This window comes from Streptomyces sp. NPDC026538, assembly GCF_055567535.1.
The window spans coordinates 855,953-873,356 of record NZ_JBVHQG010000002.1 but is presented as its reverse complement, the minus strand read 5'-3'; the positions used below and the strand labels follow the sequence as shown (position 1 = coordinate 873,356).

General features: G+C 71.9%; 14 protein-coding genes. 9 read left to right on the top strand and 5 right to left on the bottom strand.

All coding sequences use genetic code 11. The annotated features are described in order from the left end of the window. Nucleotides 1-44: 44 nt before the first annotated feature. A complete protein-coding gene (locus ACZ4N4_RS10870) occupies nt 45-1,205 on the top strand; it encodes a damage-control phosphatase ARMT1 family protein (protein WP_467586807.1) in 1,161 nt (386 codons plus the stop codon). Here the strand turns inward: ACZ4N4_RS10870 and ACZ4N4_RS10865 are convergent. Next, a complete protein-coding gene (locus tag ACZ4N4_RS10865; RefSeq protein WP_467586805.1) occupies nt 1,168-1,359 on the bottom strand; it encodes a hypothetical protein in 192 nt (63 codons plus the stop codon). The two genes, ACZ4N4_RS10870 and ACZ4N4_RS10865, sit on opposite strands and share 38 nt — an antisense overlap. Nucleotides 1,360-1,460: 101 nt before the next feature. Continuing rightward, the gene (locus ACZ4N4_RS10860) at nt 1,461-3,050 is read right to left on the bottom strand and encodes a serine/threonine-protein kinase (RefSeq protein ID WP_467586802.1); all 1,590 of its coding nucleotides are present in this window, start codon (nt 3,048-3,050) and stop codon (nt 1,461-1,463) included. A gap of 410 nt (nt 3,051-3,460) precedes the next feature. On the opposite strand from ACZ4N4_RS10860, the gene cyc2 reads away from it, so the two are divergent. Then, entirely contained in the window at nt 3,461-5,659 is a 2,199-nt protein-coding gene (gene cyc2 / locus ACZ4N4_RS10855; RefSeq protein ID WP_467586799.1) for a germacradienol/geosmin synthase Cyc2, read from the top strand. 239 nt (nt 5,660-5,898) lie between these two features. Here the strand turns inward: cyc2 and ACZ4N4_RS10850 are convergent, their stop codons facing one another. Beyond that, entirely contained in the window at nt 5,899-6,240 is a 342-nt protein-coding gene (locus tag ACZ4N4_RS10850; protein WP_467586796.1) for a hypothetical protein, read from the bottom strand. A gap of 442 nt (nt 6,241-6,682) precedes the next feature. Between ACZ4N4_RS10850 and murJ the strand changes: the two genes are divergently transcribed. The 4 genes from murJ to ACZ4N4_RS10830 all read left to right on the top strand — a co-directional run bounded on the left by murJ (nt 6,683) and on the right by ACZ4N4_RS10830 (nt 11,628). Continuing rightward, nucleotides 6,683-8,515 (top strand): murein biosynthesis integral membrane protein MurJ, encoded by a 1,833-nt coding sequence (gene murJ, locus ACZ4N4_RS10845; RefSeq protein ID WP_467586793.1) that lies wholly within the window; start codon nt 6,683-6,685, stop codon nt 8,513-8,515. A 208-nt stretch (nt 8,516-8,723) separates the two neighbouring features. After that, nucleotides 8,724-9,278: a PDZ domain-containing protein gene (locus ACZ4N4_RS10840; protein WP_467586791.1), complete on the top strand. Its 555-nt coding sequence runs from the start codon at nt 8,724-8,726 to the stop codon at nt 9,276-9,278. Nucleotides 9,279-9,493: 215 nt separating this feature from the next. Next, entirely contained in the window at nt 9,494-10,621 is a 1,128-nt protein-coding gene (locus ACZ4N4_RS10835) for an aminopeptidase P family protein (protein ID WP_467586788.1), read from the top strand. Between the two features lie 62 nt (nt 10,622-10,683). Next, entirely contained in the window at nt 10,684-11,628 is a 945-nt protein-coding gene (locus tag ACZ4N4_RS10830) for an aminoglycoside phosphotransferase family protein (protein ID WP_467586785.1), read from the top strand. A gap of 72 nt (nt 11,629-11,700) precedes the next feature. Here ACZ4N4_RS10830 and treZ read toward each other — a convergent pair whose 3' ends face one another. Continuing rightward, on the bottom strand, nt 11,701-13,446 hold the full coding sequence (treZ, locus tag ACZ4N4_RS10825; RefSeq protein WP_467586782.1) for a malto-oligosyltrehalose trehalohydrolase: 1,746 nt from the start codon (nt 13,444-13,446) through the stop codon (nt 11,701-11,703). A gap of 176 nt (nt 13,447-13,622) precedes the next feature. On the opposite strand from treZ, the gene ACZ4N4_RS10820 reads away from it, so the two are divergent. From ACZ4N4_RS10820 to ACZ4N4_RS10810, 3 genes are all read left to right on the top strand, one after another. Beyond that, the gene (locus ACZ4N4_RS10820) at nt 13,623-14,174 is read left to right on the top strand and encodes an FHA domain-containing protein (RefSeq protein WP_450765041.1); all 552 of its coding nucleotides are present in this window, start codon (nt 13,623-13,625) and stop codon (nt 14,172-14,174) included. Between the two features lie 157 nt (nt 14,175-14,331). Next, complete coding sequence (locus tag ACZ4N4_RS10815) at nt 14,332-15,657, top strand: M14 family zinc carboxypeptidase (protein WP_467586779.1); 1,326 nt, start codon at nt 14,332-14,334, stop codon at nt 15,655-15,657. Next, nucleotides 15,654-16,061 (top strand): SSI family serine proteinase inhibitor, encoded by a 408-nt coding sequence (locus tag ACZ4N4_RS10810; RefSeq protein ID WP_453566347.1) that lies wholly within the window; start codon nt 15,654-15,656, stop codon nt 16,059-16,061. The genes ACZ4N4_RS10815 and ACZ4N4_RS10810 overlap by 4 nt, the downstream gene beginning before the upstream one ends. Before the next feature lie 52 nt (nt 16,062-16,113). On the opposite strand, the gene ACZ4N4_RS10805 is transcribed toward ACZ4N4_RS10810, so the two are convergent. Then, nucleotides 16,114-17,367 carry a M14 family zinc carboxypeptidase gene (locus tag ACZ4N4_RS10805; RefSeq protein ID WP_467586776.1) on the bottom strand — a complete coding sequence of 418 codons (1,254 nt, stop codon included), beginning with the start codon at nt 17,365-17,367 and terminating at the stop codon, nt 16,114-16,116. Nucleotides 17,368-17,404: the final 37 nt, after the last annotated feature.

Below are 17,404 nucleotides of genomic sequence, written 5' to 3'. Positions count from 1 at the left end.
TCGGTTCGGCGGAGCCGGGCATCTGGCGCGATAGCGTGGCGCCCATGCCCGACTCCGCCGCCGCGCCCGTGATCCTCGGCACCACCGGCCCGTTCCCGCACAGCGTGCTGGCCGAACGGCACCCCGCGATCATCCGTCAGGTGCGGGACGCCTTCCCGTACGGCCCCGCGCAGCACCGCGCCCTCGACGCGCTGCTGCGCAACTGCACCGAAGGCGTCATCGAACCCCTGCCGGACGGCGACCGGTGGCGCGGCTGGGGCCTGGACGGCTACCTCGGGCACTCCTGGTTCGACGTGCCGTGGCTGTGGTCCGAGAGCTACTTCTACCGTCGCCTCCTGGACGCCGTCGGCTACTTCGGCCCCGGCCCCTGGCAGGGCATCGACCCTTTCCGTCCTTTCAAGCTCGCCGAACTGGACGCCAAGGAGACCGACGAGGAGCTGGCGGCGCTGGAGGCCCTCGGCGACGACCCGGACCGCGCCCTGCTGTACGGCTCCCTCTGGGGTAACCGTGCCGACCTGGGTTTTCGCCTCTCCGCCGAGTCGGGCGAGGCCGTCTCCGCCCTGGTCGCCGACGACAGCGCCGACCTGTGGCGGCTGCTCCGGGGCGGCACCCTGTGCCTCGTCGCCGACAACGCGGGCCGTGAACTCGTCCCCGACCTGCTGCTGATCGCCCGCCTCCTGGACACCGGCCGTATCGCGGACGCGGTCCTGCACATCAAGCCCTACCCCTACTACGTCTCCGACGCCACGACGGCCGACGTGCTGGACGCCCTGCGCAGGCTCTCCGCCGCACCCGGAGCGGCGGCCGAGTACGGCCGCACCCTCTGGTCGGCGATGTCGGACGGCCGCCTCACCGTGCGCGCCCACCCCTTCTCCTGCGCCCCGCTGCCGTACGCCGAGATGCCCGCCGACCTGCGCGCCGAGTTCGCCTCCGCCGACCTCACGATCTTCAAGGGCGACCTCAACTACCGCCGTCTGGTGGGTGATCGGCTCTGGCCGCCGACCACCCCGTTCGCCGGGGTCACCGCCTGGTTCCCGGGGCCGGTGGCCGCGCTGCGCACCCTCAAGTCCGATGTGATCACCGGCCTTGCCGCGGACACCGAGGCGGCCCTGGACGCGGCCGAGGGACAACGCTGGCGCACGGCCGGCACCCATGCCCTCATCCAGGTCAACCCCGGGCCATCGGCAGCGACTTCACCCCATTGATGAAGTGGGAGACCGGCCGTTCGGCAGGCCCGCCCCGCTCCGGCACGGGCGCCTCGGCATGGAGCGTGCGCAGCCGCAGCCGGGCGAAATGAGCGCCCAGGCAGATGTGCGGCCCGTCCCCGAAGGACAGGCGCGGGGTCGGCGTACGGCCCACGGATCGAAGAAGTCGGGCACGGACGGCCCTCGCCGCCGCCGGCAGCGGTGGTCGTACGACCACGCCGCCCGCCCGTCGGAACCCGCCAAGGGGGACCGGGATTAGGCCGTCTGCCAGACCGTCAGGTCCGCCATCAGGAAGCTGCTCCCGCTGTCCGGCAGAGCGTCCGACTTCACCTGGACCACGAACAGGGCGATGTCGCCGTCGCGGTCCTCGGCGCAGATCTCGCTCCCGGCCGCCACCGCGGCCAGCGGGATGCTGTGGCTGGTGGCGTCGCCGAGCAGTTGACGGCACACCTTCAGGGAGCCGCGCGGGTCTCCCAGCACGTCGACGAACACACTGGTCCGGCTCTCCAGCGAGCAGCCGCCCTTGGCGCACGCGAAGCGGACGTCGCCCTTGCGGTCCTTGCGCTCGGCCTGCGCATCGATGTCGACGGAGTTCTTCTCGTCGAGAAACTCGGCGGGGTAGGGGTGGGCGACCGTGTGCGGTGACGGCGACGCGCTCGGGGACGACGACGCCCGGGCCGCACCGCCCGAGGAGACGGCACCGTCCTTACCGGACACCGTCGAACCGGATGTGCTGGACGAGGACCGGGCCTCCACCTGTCCGCGGACCCAGGTGTCCGTGTCCCTGACGATCAGCACCACGGCCGTCGTCATCAGCACCACCGACGTCACGGCGGCGACCGCTATCAGTGCCCGGCGACGGCGGCTCATCGGCTGCCCCGCCGGCGGCGCCGGCAGCGGCCTCGTGCCGGGCGGGACGGGGTAGGCCCGGGTGGGTTCGGCGACCGGCGCCGGAACCGTCGCCTCCGGGCCGGTCAGCTCCTGCCACACGGCCGGTCCCGCACCCGCGTCGGCGTCCGGACCCAGCCGCCCCCGGCACCACTCGACGATCTCCGCCAGGGTGGCCCTCCGCTCCGGATCGGCGTCCAGACAGCGGGCGATCAGCGGGCGCAACTCCTGTGGCAGCAGGGTGAGATCGGGCTCGGAGTGGACGATCCGGTACAGCACGTTGACCGCCGGGCCGTCCCCGTACAGCGGTTCGCCCAGCGCCGCGAACGCCGCCGTCTGACCGAGCGCGAAGACATCGGTCGCCGGGGTGACCTCGCCCCCGGACGCCTGCTCGGGAGCCATGAACGAGGGCGTGCCGATGGCGGTGCCCGTGGCGGTGTGGAAGGTGGCGTCGGCGGCCAGCGAGATACCGAAGTCGATCACGCGCGGGCCGTCCGAGGCCAGCAGCACGTTCGACGGCTTCAGATCCCGGTGCACGATGCCCGCGCCATGGATGGCCTGGAGCGCCTCGGCCACCCCCGCCATCAGCCACAGCACCGCCGGCAGTGGCAGCGGTCCGCGCCGCGCGACGACGTCCGAGAGGGCGGGCCCGGGCACGTACAGCGTGGCCAGCCAGGGCGGTACGCCGTCCGCGTCGGCGTCGATGAGTTCGGCGGTGTACGCGCCCCGGACCCGGCGGGCCGCCGTGATCTCCCTGCGGAACCGGCGCCGGAAGTCCGGGTCGTCGGCGAGTTCCGGCCGCACCACCTTGATCGCCACCGGCCGGCCGCCGCGGGTGTGCGACAGATACACCCGGCCCATGCCGCCCGCGCCGAGCCGTGCGGCGAGCCGGTAACCGGCGACCATCGGCGGATCGTCCGCCTGCAGCGGTTGGAACACCCCGGTCGCGTTGCTCATCGGCCCCCGCCCCCTGATCAGTTGATCCGGTGAATGGACCAACAGCGGCAGCCTAAAGGATGCCCTGTGAAACCTTCGGGGGAGGACATCCGTCCGGAGCGGGCGGCCGATACGACCGGCGGAAAAGCCAAGGGCAAGGAGTCTTCCGCTCCTTGCCCTTCGCGGCGCCCGGTTTCTTCGCCGGCATTCCCGCACCGTGGCCCGACCGGCTGGACACCGCGCATTCCTACGTCCCTCGGCATTCCGCAGACCACCACCGAGCGCCTGCCGGCCGAGCACGCCCGCCCGGGTGCACGGCGGACGCCACAAAGGCCGTCCGAAGTTCCCGGATTCCTCGCCGGTTCACGCGATGGTGTGATCATGTGTGCCCCGGTGGATGCCCGTTGGAGCCCGCGGGTAGGGCCCCGGCCATGACGCAGCCGTTCGAACTCCCGCACTTCTACATGCCGTATCCCGCGCGGCTCAATCCGCACCTGGAGGAGGCCCGCGCCCATTCCACCGAGTGGGCCCGCGGGATGGGCATGCTGGAGGGTTCCGGGATCTGGACCCAGGCCGACCTGGAGGCACACGACTACGGCCTGTTGTGCAGCTACACCCACCCCGACTGCGACGGCCCGGCCCTGTCGCTGATCACCGACTGGTACGTGTGGGTGTTCTTCTTCGACGACCACTTCCTCGACATGTACAAGCGCACCCAGGACCGCGCCGCGGGCAAGGCCCATCTCGACCGGCTCCCGCTCTTCATGCCGCTCGACCCCGCGGCGCCCGTGCCGGAGCCGCGGAACCCGGTCGAGGCGGGCCTCGCCGACCTGTGGGCGCGCACGGTCCCGTCGATGTCGGTCGACTGGCGCCGCCGCTTCTCGGTCGCCACCGAGCACCTGCTGAACGAGTCGATGTGGGAGCTGGCCAACATCAACGAGGGGCGGATCGCCAACCCCGTCGAGTACATCGAGATGCGCCGCAAGGTCGGCGGCGCCCCCTGGTCGGCGGGGCTGGTCGAGTACGCGACGGCCGAGGTGCCCGCGGCCGCCGCCGGGACACGGCCGCTGCGGGTGCTGATGGAGACCTTCGCCGACGCCGTCCACCTGCGCAACGACCTGTTCTCCTACCAGCGCGAGGTGGAGGACGAGGGCGAGAACAGCAACGGCGTGCTGGTCCTGGAGACCTTCTTCGACTGCACCACCCAGGAGGCCGCCGACACGGTCAACGACATCCTCACCTCCCGCCTCCACCAGTTCGAGCACACCGCCCTCACCGAAGTGGCCGCCCTCGCCGCCGAGAAGGGCCTCACACCCGACCAGGCCGCCGCGATCGCCGCCTACACCAAGGGCCTGCAGGACTGGCAGTCCGGCGGCCACGAGTGGCACATGCGTTCCAGCCGCTACATGAACCAGGGCGCCACCCGGTCCTCCCCCTGGCAGCACCTCACCGGGCCCGGCACCTCCGCCGCCGACGTCGGCGCCCTGCTGGCCTCGGCCGCCGCAACGGGGGCATCGCCCACGCCCTTCGGGCAGGGGGAGAGGCTGCGGGCCTACTCCCATGTGCCCTTCCAGCAGGTCGGCCCCTCCCTCCTGCCCGACTTCCACATGCCCTACGAAGTCGAGCTCAGCCCGCACCTCGACGCCGCCCGCCCCCGGCTGACCGCCTGGATGCACAGCACCGGCATGCTCGCCGAGGGCGTCTGGGACGAGGACAAACTCGCCGCCTCCGACCTGGTGCTCTGCTCCGCCGGCCTCGACCCGGACGCCACTCCCGAGGAACTCGACCTCAGCGCCAACTGGCTGGCCTGGGGCACCTACGCCGACGACTACTACCCGCTGGTCTTCGGCACCCGGCGGGACCTGGCCGGCGCCCGGCACGCGACGGCCCGCCTCTCCGCCTGCATGCCCCTCGCCGACGAGCCCGTCCCGGTGCCGGCCACCGGCATGGAGCGCGGCCTGATCGACCTGTGGGCCCGCACGACCGCCGGGACGAGCCCCGAAGACCGGCTCGCTCTCAGGCAGTCCGTCGACAGCATGACCGAGAGCTGGCTCTGGGAGCTGTCCAACCAGCTCCAGCACCGCATTCCCGACCCCGTCGACTTCCTGGAGATGCGCCGGGCCACCTTCGGCTCCGACCTCACGCTGAGCCTGGCCCGCCGCGGCCGGGGCCCCGCGATCCCCGCGGAGGTCTACCGCAGCGGCCCGGTCCGCTCCCTGGAGAACGCCGCCATCGACTACGGCATGCTCGTCAACGACGTCTTCTCGTACCAGAAGGAGATCCAGTACGAGGGCGAGTTCCACAACGCGATCCTGGTCGTCCAGAACTTCTTCGGCGTCGACTACCCGACCGGGCTCCGCGTCGTGGACGACCTGATGACCCAGCGGATGAAGCAGTTCGAGCACGTCGTCGGCAATGAACTCCCGGTCGTGTGCGACGACTTCCAGCTGTCGGCCGAGGCCCGTGAGGCCATGGACGGCTATGTCCGCGACCTGCAGAACTGGATGGCGGGAATCCTGAACTGGCACCGACGGGTGGACCGTTACAAGGCACACCACCTCGCCCGCCGGGCCCACGGCTTCCTGCCCGACCGCCCGTCGCTCGCCCCGTCGCTCCCCGTCCTCGCCTGACGGGTCGGCCGGCGGCGGTCCTGACCCCGGCCCCACAGCTGTCCGGATGGCCGTGACCGCCTGTGCGGCGCGGGCACACGTTCGCGGGACGGCCTCGGCATGACCGTCCCGCACCCGCCCGCGCACCCGACCGATTCCCCGCCGTCAGGACAAGTCCGCTCGTGAAAGCGCGAGGTCGGACTGAAACGGGTTCGTGGGTGATTTTCAGATCCGCCGCTGCGTCAGCGGAGAAGGGACTCTCAGCATCCTTCGGTGATGCCCGTCACCCCGGCATCGAAGATCGCGCTGGACTTGCCGGTCGGGGTGAGCCAGCAGGAGCTGCCCGCGGCGACGTGCACCCTGACATATATCCCACTGGAACAGTGGTTGTTGTAGTAGATCCTGGTGGACGTGATTCCGTCGCTGAACGAGTAGTTGGCGTAGGAACCTTGCGGCAGGGTGCATGCGAAGCTGTAGCTCGCCTTGGGGCTCACGATCTGGGCGTGGGCCCCGGAGCTGGTCGGCGTGGCCGCCCCGCTGACACCCGTTCCGAGTGCGAACAGGAAACCCGTCGCTGCGACTGTCGCCACTATTCGACGCATTTGTTTTCCTCCCGTGGAGAAGCGGTTTGCTTTGCCTGATTTCACGTGCGGTCGCTAACTATCTATGGCACACCCGGGGATTGCCAGTGATTATTTCCGGTCAGCGTGGCCGGGAATCGGCAATGATTAATATTTCTTGACCCGCATATCGCCCGTAGTTTTCGCAATAGAAGTGGATATTGGTAGCAGAAGGTGAGTGCGGCACCGAGGCCGGGATGATCCACGTCACATCGTCAGGCCCGGCCGGCCGACAGGTGCACCTCCTGGTGGACACCTGAACGATCAAGGCTTGCGGCTGCCGTGTCTGACGGCAGAGGCGGAGGGAGAGGCGCCGGGGAGTCGCAGCGCGCTGACCACAACGTCCTGCGGGCGTCCCGGAGTTGCCGCGCCGGTATGGTGGCTGCCCAGTGGGGGGCCGGAGATACGGAGCGATGGATCACGCATGAATGTTGAAGGTGACGGCAGCCGCGCGGCCGCCCCGGAGCCCGGGCCGCGGGATCGCGTCCGGCGTGCCGTGCCGGACGGAGCCGCCCGCGACTTCGAGACACTCCGGATTCGCCGGGTGTCCGACTCTTCCTCGGCCATGAATCCTGTCGTGACCGAGGCGGTACCGGTCGCCGGCGAAAGCTCCGACGGTAAGCGGCCTCCCGGACTTGTGAAGTCCAGCGCTTTGATGGCGGCCGGAACTCTGGTCTCACGCTTGACTGGTTTTCTGCGCACACTGGTCATGGGAGCTGCGCTAGGTGTGGGAACGCTCAACGACACCTATCAGGTGGCCAATACGCTACCCACCATGATTTACGTGCTGGTTGGCGGAGGGGCCCTCAACGCGGTCTTCATTCCGCAGCTGGTGCGATCGATGAAAGAGGACTCCGACGGGGGTGCCGCATACGCCAACCGTCTCATCACCCTGGTCATCACATTTCTCGGCTCGACCACCCTGATATGTGTCGTTGCGGCGCCGGAATTCATCCGTGTCATGTCGCCCTCGATGGCCACTCACCCCGACCAGTTGCGTGTCGCGGTCACCTTCGCCCGTTACTGCCTGCCCACCATGTTCTTCATGGGGATTCACGTGGTGATGGGGCAGATCCTGAATGCGCGCGGGCGGTTCGGTGCCATGATGTGGACGCCCGTCCTGAACAACATCCTGATCATCGCCGCCTTCGGGTCATTCGTCTGGGTGTTCGGCACGGCTGACCACTCGGGCATGTCGGCATCGACGATCACGCCGCAGGGAGTACGCCTGCTCGGCCTCGGCACCCTTCTGGGGCTGGCGGTTCAGGCGCTGGCCATGGTCCCCTACCTGGGCGACTCGGGATTCCGGATCCGCCTGCGCTTCGACTGGCGCGGTCATGGCCTCGGGAAGGCTCTCGGCCTGGCGAAATGGACCTTCTTGTTCGTGCTCGTCAATCAAGCCGGCATGGTCGTCGTCACGCGACTTGCCACCGCCGCCGGCGCGAGCGCAGAGAAGGCCGGACACCCCGGCACCGGCATCACCGCATACAACTACGCGCTCCTGCTGTGGCAGATGCCGCAGGCCATCATCACCGTCTCCGTGATGACAGCCATCCTTCCCCGCATCGCCCGCGCAGCCGCCGACGGCGATCACGGAGCAGTCCGAGACGACATCTCACAGGGCCTGCGTACATCAGCAGTCGCCATCGTGCCCTGTGCCTTCGCATTTCTCGCTCTGGGCGTGCCCCTGATCCAGCTGCTCTACGCCGGAGCCGGCGAGGAAGGCGCCCGCAACATCGGCTTCGTCCTGATGGCCTTCGCCCTGGGATTGATCCCGTACTCGGTGCAATACGTAGTACTGCGCGGCTTCTACGCCTACGAAGACACCCGGACGCCCTTCTTCAACACCCTGATCGTCGCGCTCGTGAACGCCGGCGGATCTCTCGCCGCCTATCTCCTGCTCCCCGCGCGGTGGGCCGTGACCGGCATGGCCACCGCATACGGCCTGGCCTACGTCATCGGCGTCGGCGTCGCCTGGAGACGACTCCGCAGCCGACTCGGCGGCGACCTCGACGGCCGTGAAGTCATCCGAACCTACGCGCGTCTCATCGGGGCCAGCCTTCCCGCATCCCTGGCAGCCGGATCGGTCGCCGCCTGGCTGATGACGGCCATTCACCCCCCCGCCGTTGCCGCGCTCACCGCACTCGTCGCAGGAGCGACCGTACTGATCGCTCTGTTCATCCCCCTCGCCCGCATGATGCGCATCAATGAAGTCAACGCCATGGTGAACATGGTTCGCGCCCGCCTTGGCCGCTGACAACGCAGCCGGCCAGGAGCCGGACGGCGGGGCCGCCCTACCCGTCCTCCCGCTCAAGGCGCGAGCGCCGGCCGCCGCCGTGGCGGGTGGTGGTCGGGTGGCGCGAGTGAGGTCTGAGGCTTCCCGCGGTTGACCCAGGGGCAGTCTCACTCGTTCGTGTCTCGTCACGCCCGCGTGCGCCGGGTAGAGCTGCGGCTGGAGGCGAACCATGGAACAGACCGCTTTGCGTCCCAAGCCCATTCCCGGTCAGGAGCGCCGCGACGGCTCCGAACCCGGCCCGGCCCGGCACCCGCACGCCGCGCGCCGCCGCGGCCGGCGGGTCAGGTCCCTGGTGTTCGGCCTGTCCGTCGGCACGGTCCTGGTGCTGACCGGGGTCGGACTCGGCACGGCCGGCGCCACGGTGATCGGCATGAGCAGACTGGCCGAACTACAGCGCCACACCCCTCCGACGCCGACCCGACCCTCCCCGTCCGCCACCGCCGGCCCCGCGCGGACGGCCGCCGCGACCCTGGGAGTGGAGGCCGTGGACGCCGAGAAGGTGGGCGCGCTGGTGGTGGGCGTCCATGTGCCGGGTCCGGGCTATACGGCGGGGCTGGTCCGGGGCGACGTACTGCTCCAGTTCGGCGACCGGCGCATCGACAGCGCCGCCGACCTGGTACGAGCGGTGACCGAGGCCCGGCCGGGCAAGGAGGCCAAGCTCACCGTGCGCCACGAGAGCGGGGGCTACCAGCAGCTGACTGTGCTGCCGGGCGTCGTCACCTGAGAACATCCGCACGCAGGCGCCCCGAAGAGGCGCGGGGCTGTGTCCAGGTGCGGCTCCGCCGCGTGGGCGCGACCAGCCACGACCCACCCGCACCGGCAGCACGAGCGCAACCCACGACGGCGGCTGTACCCAAACCGGCTCGCGCGGCCACGCCGCACCCGGCAGGATGCATGCCGAGGCCCCTACAGTCCCCTCACCCGCACAGGGAGGCTCGGATGACCGGTAGCACGCCCGCGCCCTTCACCGCCGGCGACTACAAGTCCCGCATGACGCGCGCGGCACACACCGCGGCCGACGCCGGACTCGCCGGCCTCCTGATCGCCCCCGGCCCCGACATGGTGTGGCTCACCGGCTACACCCCCACCGCGGTCACCGAACGCCTCACCCTCCTCGTCCTGACCCCTGGCGAGGACCCCGTGCTGGTCGTCCCCACCCTGGAGGCCCCCGACGCCGAGAAGGCCGACGGCGCGTCGGTCCTGACCCTGCGGGACTGGACCGACGGCACCGACCCCTACACCGTCACCGCCGGCCTGCTCGCCAAGGACGGCCGCTTCGGTATCAGCGACAACGCCTGGGCCATGCACCTGCTGGGCCTGCAGAAGACACTCCCCGACACCTCCTACGCCTCCCTCACCGACGCGCTGCCCATGCTCCGCGCCGTCAAGGACGCCGCCGAACTCGAACTCCTCGCCGCCGCCGGAGCGGCTGCCGACGCGACGTTCGAGGAGATCCGCAAGGTTCCCTTCGCCGGCCGCCGCGAGTCCGACGTCGGCCACGACCTCGCCGACCTGCTGCGCCGCTTCGGTCACGACCAGGTCGACTTCACCATCGTCGGCTCAGGACCCAACGGCGCCAACCCGCACCACGAGGTCGGCGACCGCGTCATCCAGGACGGCGACATGGTCGTCCTCGACTTCGGCGGTCTCAAGGACGGCTACGGCTCCGACACCACCCGAACGGTGCACGTGGGACCGCCGACCGCCGAGGAACGCGAGGTGCACGACATCGTGCGCGCGGCCCAGGAGGCCGGCTTCCGGGCCGTACAGCCCGGTGCCGCCTGCCAGGAGGTCGACCGGGCCGCCCGCGCGGTCATCACCGACGCCGGGTACGGCGAGTTCTTCATCCACCGCACCGGCCACGGCATCGGCGTCACCACGCACGAGCCGCCGTACATGATCGAGGGCGAGGAACAGCCGCTGGTGCCCGGGATGTGCTTCTCCGTGGAGCCCGGCATCTACCTGCCCGGCCGCTTCGGGGTGCGGATCGAGGACATCGTCACGGTGACCGAGGAGGGCGGGCGTCGTTTCAACAACACCACCCGCGAGATGGTCATAGTGGGCTGACCGACCCGGCCCCGGCGCACCTTCTCGCACCTACCCCACCCCGAACGGCAACGGCGCGATCCATGACCCAGGCACCGACACCCACCGCGGACACCGTCCGCCGACTGGTCCGTTCGCTGCTCAAGGAGAGCGCGACCGAAACCCCGGCCCCCGACATCCGGCCCGTGGCGGCCGGCGGTGAGCACTCCACCTGGTGGGTCGGCACCCGGTACGTGCTGCGCCTGGCGCCCGACCGCGAGGCCGCCGCACGCCAGCGCCGCGAACTGCGCCTGCGCGACCTGGTGCGTCCGTACCTGCCCGTCGCCGTCCCGGCCGGCGTCGCGCACGGCGAGTGGGCGCCGGGGCTGACCTACACGCTGGACACCGCGATCCCCGGCGGTACGGCCGAGGAGCACGACGTCTCCGCGGTCGGCGAGGCCGATCTGGCCGGACTGCTCACCGGGCTGCGCGAGGTGCCGGTACGGCAGGCCGAGACGCTCGGCGTGCCGCGTACCCCACCGCGATCCCTGGAGGCGCTGCGCCGGATGGCCGTGCCCGCCGCCGAACGCCTCGCCATCGCCGACGAGTTCGACCCCGCACCCCTGCTCCACTTCACGCCGCCGAGCGCCGCCCAGCTCGCCGCCCAGGCCGGTACGGCCGTGCTGGCCCACCACGACCTCAAGGGCGAGCACCTGGTGGTCAGCGCCGACGGCAGGGTGCGCGGCGTCCTCGACTGGACCGACGCGGCGGTGGGCGACCCCGCCGAGGACATCGCCGGGCTCGCCCTCGCGGTCGGCTCCGGCGCGGCCGTCCGCGCGGCCACCCTCGCCGGCTACGGCGCCCGCCCCTGCCTGCGCGGCCTGTGGCTCGCCCGCTGCGACACCGTCATCCGCCTCACCGACCGCCTCGAAGGCCGCGACGACAGCCCCCTGCCCCTGCTGCGCACCCAGCTCCGGCGCGCCTGGGAGGCGATCCTCCTCGAGCGCGTGTCGGACCTCCGGGAGGACGACACGGGCGAGGAGACGTAGGCACGCGCGCGTGCCCGCCGTACGCGTGTCCCAGCCGGCGCGCGTGCACCCCGTCCGCCGGTACGCGCGCGCTCACGCCTGGGTCAGTACCACGCAGGACTCGCCCGGCACCCGCAGCAGCCCGTTCGTGTCCGGTGCCGTCACGGTGTCCCACGCGGCCAGGACCTCTACCCGGGCGGTGCCCAGCGGGATGGCGGCCGGCTCCTTGCCCAGGTTCACGGCGACCCGCACGTCACCGCGCCGGAACGCCAGCCAGCGTGCCTCCTCGTCGTACGCCACCTTGGTGTCGGCGAGATCGGGGTCGGTGAGGTCCGGCTGCTCGTGGCGCAGGGCGATCAGCCGGCGGTACCAGGCCAGTACGCGCGCGTGCGGCTCGCGTTCCGGTTCCGACCAGTCCAGGCAGGACCGGTCCCTGGTCGCCGGGTCCTGCGGATCGGGTACGTCCTCCTCGGCCCACCCGTGCGCCGCGAACTCCCGCCGCCTGCCGCGTCGTACGGCCTCCGCCAGATCCGGGTCCGTGTGGTCGGTGAAGAACTGCCAGGGGGTGCCCGCCGCCCACTCCTCGCCCATGAACAGCATCGGTGTGAAGGGCGCCGTGAGCGTCAGCGTGGCCGCGCAGGCCAGCAGGCCGGGCGGGAGGGTGGCGGAAAGCCGGTCGCCCTGGGCGCGGTTGCCGATCTGGTCGTGGGTCTGGGTGTAGCCGAGCAGCCGATGGCCGGCCACCCGCGCCCGGTCCAGTGGCCGGCCGTGGTGGCGGCCCCGGAAGCTGGAGTACGTGCCGTCGTGGAAGTAACCGCCGGTGAGGGTCTTGGCGACGGCGGCGAGGGGGGCGCGCGCGAAGTCGGCGTAGTAGCCCTGGGACTCGCCGGTCAGCGCGGTGTGCAGGGCGTGGTGGAAGTCGTCGTTCCACTGCGCGTCCAGGCCGAGCCCGTGCGCCGCGCGGGCGGTGATGACCCGCGGGTCGTTCAGGTCGGACTCGCCGACCAGGAACAACGGCCGGCCCGACTCGGCCGCCAGGCCGGCGACGGCCGACGACAGCTCCTCCAGGAAGTGGCACGCGCGCGTGTCGCACAGCGCGTGCACCGCGTCCAGGCGCAGCCCGTCGATGCGGTAGTCGCGCAGCCAGGCCAGCGCACTGCCCACCAGGTACGCGCGCACCTCGTCGGAACCGGGCGCGTCCAGGTTGACCGCCGCGCCCCAGGGCGTGTGGTGCGTCTCCGTGAAGTACGGCCCGAACGCGGGCAAGTAGTTGCCCGACGGGCCGAGGTGGTTGTGGACCACGTCCAGGACGACACCGAGCCCGAGTCCGTGCGCCCGGTCGACAAAGCGCTTCAGTGCCTCGGGGCCGCCGTACGGCTCGTGCACCGCCCACAGCGAGACCCCCTCGTATCCCCAGCCGTGCCGGCCCGGGAACGGGCAGAGCGGCATCAACTCCACGTGTGTGACGCCCAGTTCCCTGAGGTGTTCCAGGCGCCCGGCGGCCGCGTCCAGGGTGCCCTCGGGGGTGTACGTGCCCACGTGCAGCTCGTAGAACACCGCGCCCGGCAGCGCGCGACCCGGCCACGCGGCACGCCACGCGTACCGGCCGTGGTCCACGACCGCGCTGAGCCCGTCCGGTCCGTCCGGCTGGCGGCGCGAGCGCGGGTCGGGCAGCACCGGACCGTCGTCCGGCGCGAACCCGTAGCGCGTGCCGTCCTCGGCGGCCGCCTCCCCGGCCCACCAGCCCGGTCGCCGCCGATCACGCTCCAACGCTTGTGCTGCGCCGTCGCAATGGAGCGTCACACGGTCTGCCTGCGGTGCCCACACCTCGAACTGCACGGACGGTTCCCCTTCGTCTGGCTCATCGTGAGGTAGTCCGTCCATCGTGCCGTGAAAAGAGATCAATCCGCTTTGAATCCCGGCTTTGCCGACGGGTGTCGCCGTAGGTACGCGCGCGTGACGGCCGTTTCCCCGTTTTCTGGACACCCGGGGTTCACTGACCCAGAATCGGCAGCGTGACGTCGTCCTTCGAGTTCAACACCTATCCCGCGCGGCTGTCCGACGCGGAGCGCGAGAAGGCGCTGAGTGTGCTGCGTGACGGCGTCGCCATGGGACGGCTGTCGCACGACACGTTCGTGCGCCGTATGGAGCTGGCGCTCGCGGCCCGCCGCGTGGACGAACTCGCCGTGCTCACCGCCGACCTGCCCCAGGAGAGCCGCTTCGCGCGCGTGCTCTTCGGTACCGTCGAGGCCGTCTCCGGGTTCACGGTACGGCTGCGCCGGGCCTGGCAGGCCGAGCGGCTGCCCAAGCTGCTGCTGCCGCATCCCGGCGCCGGGCATCCGCTGCGCATCGGCCGCGACCCGGCCAACGGGCTGCGGCTCAACCACGAGACGGTCTCCCGGGTGCACGCCGAACTCCACCGGCAGGGCGGCCTGTGGGTCCTCAGGGACCTCGGTTCCACCAACGGCACGACGGTGAACGGCCGTCGGGTGATCGGCGCCGCCGTCGTGAGCGAAGGCGACCAGATCGGCTTCGGCCGGGTGTGCTTCCGGCTTTCGACGCACTGAGTTCACACCTTCTCTCACGTGGCTGAAAAACGTTTGTCCACCACGGTGTTGACGTACCTCTCGAGTCGTGACTGACTGTGCGTGCACCATGCACATCATGTGAACCGACGGCGCGTCGTGGAGGTGTGTCCTGCCGTCACTCCTCCGCTATCCGTCCGTGGACGAGCTGGAAACGCGGGCGGCCGGGCTGGTCGCCGAGCACCCCCGGGAGGCCCGGCTGCGCCGGATCGGCACCTCCCGCGCGGGCACCCCGCTGTGGCTGCTTTCGATCGGTCACGGCAGCCGGCACGCCCTCGTCGTGGCCGGCCCGCACGCCAACGAACCCGTCGGCGGCGCCACCGCGCTCCGCCTCGCCGACCGGGTCCTCGCCGACCCCCGGCTCACCGAGGACGCCGACGTCACCTGGAACCTGCTGCTGTGCCTGGACCCGGACGGCGCGCGCCGCAACGAGGGCTGGCTGGCCGGGCCGTACACGCTCGGCCACTACTTCCGGAACTTCTTCCGGCCCGGCTTCCTCGAGCAGCCCGAATGGCTGCCCGACGGGGCCGACGCCGTCGCGCTCCCCGAGACCCGGGCACTGCTGGACCTCCAGGACGAGCTGCGGCCCTTCCTCCAGTGCTCGCTGCACGGCGTCGACGTCGGCGGCGGCTTCGTCGAGCTGACCGACGACCTGCCGGGCCTCGCCCCGCGCCTCGCGCACACCGCGAGCCGGCTCGGCATCCCCCGCGAACTCGGCGCCTACGACACCCTGTACTGGCCCACCCTGGGCCCGGCCGTCTACCGGGTGCCGCCGCCCCGCCCGGGCGATCTGGTCGCCGCCATCACCGAGGCGGCCGTCGAGTCCACCTGGTTCCATCCGCACCGGCACGGCACCGTCACCGCCATCGTCGAGGCGCCCATGTGGGGCGTGGCCGCCGTCCAGGACGGCGCACCGCCCGCCGACCGGGACGCCGCGCTGCGCGCCGTCAGCCGGACCCTGCGGCACGACACCGGCCTCCTGGAGGGCGTCCTGGCCCGGATCCGGCCCCAGCTGTCCGCCGCGCCGGACGCGGCCCGGCTGCTCGCGCCGGTGGACGACTACCTGCTCGTCTGCCCGGGCCTCGCCGACGCCTGGGACCCCGGTACCGACGCCGGCAGCGCCCGCCCGCTGCCCCCGCTGAGCACCGCCCATCTGGCCGCCCTGCGGATCGCCGGGCGCCGGCTGGTCCTGCGCACCGCCGGACTGCTGCACCGGCTGCTGCGCGGCACCGGCCACGACCCGGCCGGTGCCCTGCCCGACCTGGACCGGCTGATCGACGACTGGTGCGCGGACTACCACCAGGCCTTCGGCGCGCGCTGGATCCCGGTCGCACGCCAGGCCGAGTACCAGACGCGGGTGGTCCTGAGCGCCTTCGAACTGGCACTACGCCACACACGCGTGCGCGCTCGTTCGGGTGAGTCGGGCTGGGGCGCGGAGGCCGTTGTGCCGATGCACCGGGAATGACCCATCTGATCAGAGCGACAGCGGCCGGCGGCGCCCTGCTGGCGGCCGCCGCCCTCCTCGCCGCCGGCCCGGCCCAGGCCGCGCCCGGCGCCACCCTCGGCGGCGACTACCTGTATCTGACCGTCACCAAGGGGGACGGCCGGTCCAGCGCCACGCTGCTGCTGTGCGACCCGCCCGAGGGGCATTCCCGCGCTGCCGATGCCTGCGCCGAACTCGACACGGTGGGCGGTGACATCGCGCGCCTCACCCCGGTCAGGAACGCCATGTGCCCGATGGTCTACGCCCCCGTGACCGCGCAGGCGCGCGGGCAGTGGAACGGCCGGCCGATCGAGTACCGCGAGACGTTCTCGAACTCCTGCGGGATGGCGGCCCGCACCGGACCGGTCTTCGCCCTCGACAGCTGAACCCGGCGGCGGCGTGCGGCTCCCGGCTGTCCACCGACCCGGCCCCAGAGCCTCACGCCGCCCGCTCACGGGCGTGCTGCGCGGCCGCCAGCACCGTCCTGGACTGATGCTCCACCTGGCGCTCCAGCGGCACCCAGCGGGCTTGGAAGCGCTCCCCGTAGGCGTCGCACCAGGAGGCCACCAGCTCTTCCAGCCGCGGCACCGCAAGGTCGTCCGCCTCCCGCAGCACCCGCAGCAGCATCGACGCCGCCCGCAGCGGCAGCCGCCGCCCGAAGGCGTCCACGCTGCCGACGTACGCCATCGTGGTGTCGATCGGCGGCCGGCGGATCCAGTCCTCGGCCAGTCCGGGGATCAGCCCCAGCGCCCAGCGGGCCGCCCGCAGCAGCGGCCCGTCCAGGAGGCCGTCCAGCCGGGGCAGCGCCTCGGTCAGCACCCGCTCCACCTCCCGCGAGTCCCGCAGCAGCCGGCCCGCCAGCCGCCGCATCGCCGCGGCCGGCGCCGGGTGCGGCGCCGGGTCGTCGACCAGATCGCTCGCCCACATCGGCACCTCGACCACCGCCGTCAGGCCGCCGTAGCGGTGCGCGTGGTACCAGGTGCTGTGGCGTGCGTCGTCCGGCAGGCTCGGGTAGGCCACCCCCGACCCCGGACCCGGCATCACCCGGACCCCGGGACCGGAGGCCGGCCAGCCCGCGGCGTCCGAGGCGCCCGTCTCGACCGGGATGTGCAGCTCCGCCGCGGACTTGGCGAACGGCTCCGCGAGCCCGGGCACGTCCTTCGTCAACTGCACCCAGCTGCCGCCCAGATCCGTGCCGTGCAGGGTCACCTGGAGGTAGGGGCGCAGCTCGTCGATCACCCCGAGCAGGGCCAGGGTCTCGGGCGGCAGCCGGTCCGGGGGCAGCACCGACGGCGACCACTCGGGCTGTTCGGGACCTGCCGGGCGGTAGAAGCCGTGGTGGTAGTCGAGCAGGCTGCGCGGTGCCGGCGTGACGTGCAGGCTCGCCCCGTCCGGGTCCGCGCACAGCAGGAAGTGCCAGGAGGTCTCCGCCCGTAGGTCCCGCTCCATGAGCACCCGTTCGGCGAGCGCCTGGAGGGTGCCGCCCCCGGTCGGCTCGTTGGCGTGGGCGCCCGCGACCACCAGCACCGCCCGCCGGTCGTGCCCCACGGACAGCAGGTGCAGCGGTCTGCCCGCGCGGGAGACGCCGATCTGCCGCAACGTGCACAGGCCGGGCCGGTGAGCGGCCAGCGCCCGGGCGGTCGCGACCAGTTCGGGAACACTGGGGTAACGCAGCTCCGGCAGGAGACTCACCCCCGACTTGTCCGCCCGGCTTCGCATTCCCCAGTCC

What these genes read in the sequence shown, in the direction of transcription:
- ACZ4N4_RS10870 (WP_467586807.1), top strand. Translation starts at nt 45, where the DNA reads ATGCCCGACTCCGCCGCCGCGCCCGTGATCCTCGGCACCACCGGCCCG.
- ACZ4N4_RS10860 (WP_467586802.1), bottom strand. Translation starts at nt 3,050, where the DNA reads ATGAGCAACGCGACCGGGGTGTTCCAACCGCTGCAGGCGGACGATCCG.
- cyc2 (WP_467586799.1), top strand. Translation starts at nt 3,461, where the DNA reads ATGACGCAGCCGTTCGAACTCCCGCACTTCTACATGCCGTATCCCGCG.
- ACZ4N4_RS10850 (WP_467586796.1), bottom strand. Translation starts at nt 6,240, where the DNA reads ATGCGTCGAATAGTGGCGACAGTCGCAGCGACGGGTTTCCTGTTCGCA.
- murJ (WP_467586793.1), top strand. Translation starts at nt 6,683, where the DNA reads ATGAATGTTGAAGGTGACGGCAGCCGCGCGGCCGCCCCGGAGCCCGGG.
- ACZ4N4_RS10840 (WP_467586791.1), top strand. Translation starts at nt 8,724, where the DNA reads ATGGAACAGACCGCTTTGCGTCCCAAGCCCATTCCCGGTCAGGAGCGC.
- ACZ4N4_RS10835 (WP_467586788.1), top strand. Translation starts at nt 9,494, where the DNA reads ATGACCGGTAGCACGCCCGCGCCCTTCACCGCCGGCGACTACAAGTCC.
- ACZ4N4_RS10830 (WP_467586785.1), top strand. Translation starts at nt 10,684, where the DNA reads ATGACCCAGGCACCGACACCCACCGCGGACACCGTCCGCCGACTGGTC.
- ACZ4N4_RS10810 (WP_453566347.1), top strand. Translation starts at nt 15,654, where the DNA reads ATGACCCATCTGATCAGAGCGACAGCGGCCGGCGGCGCCCTGCTGGCG.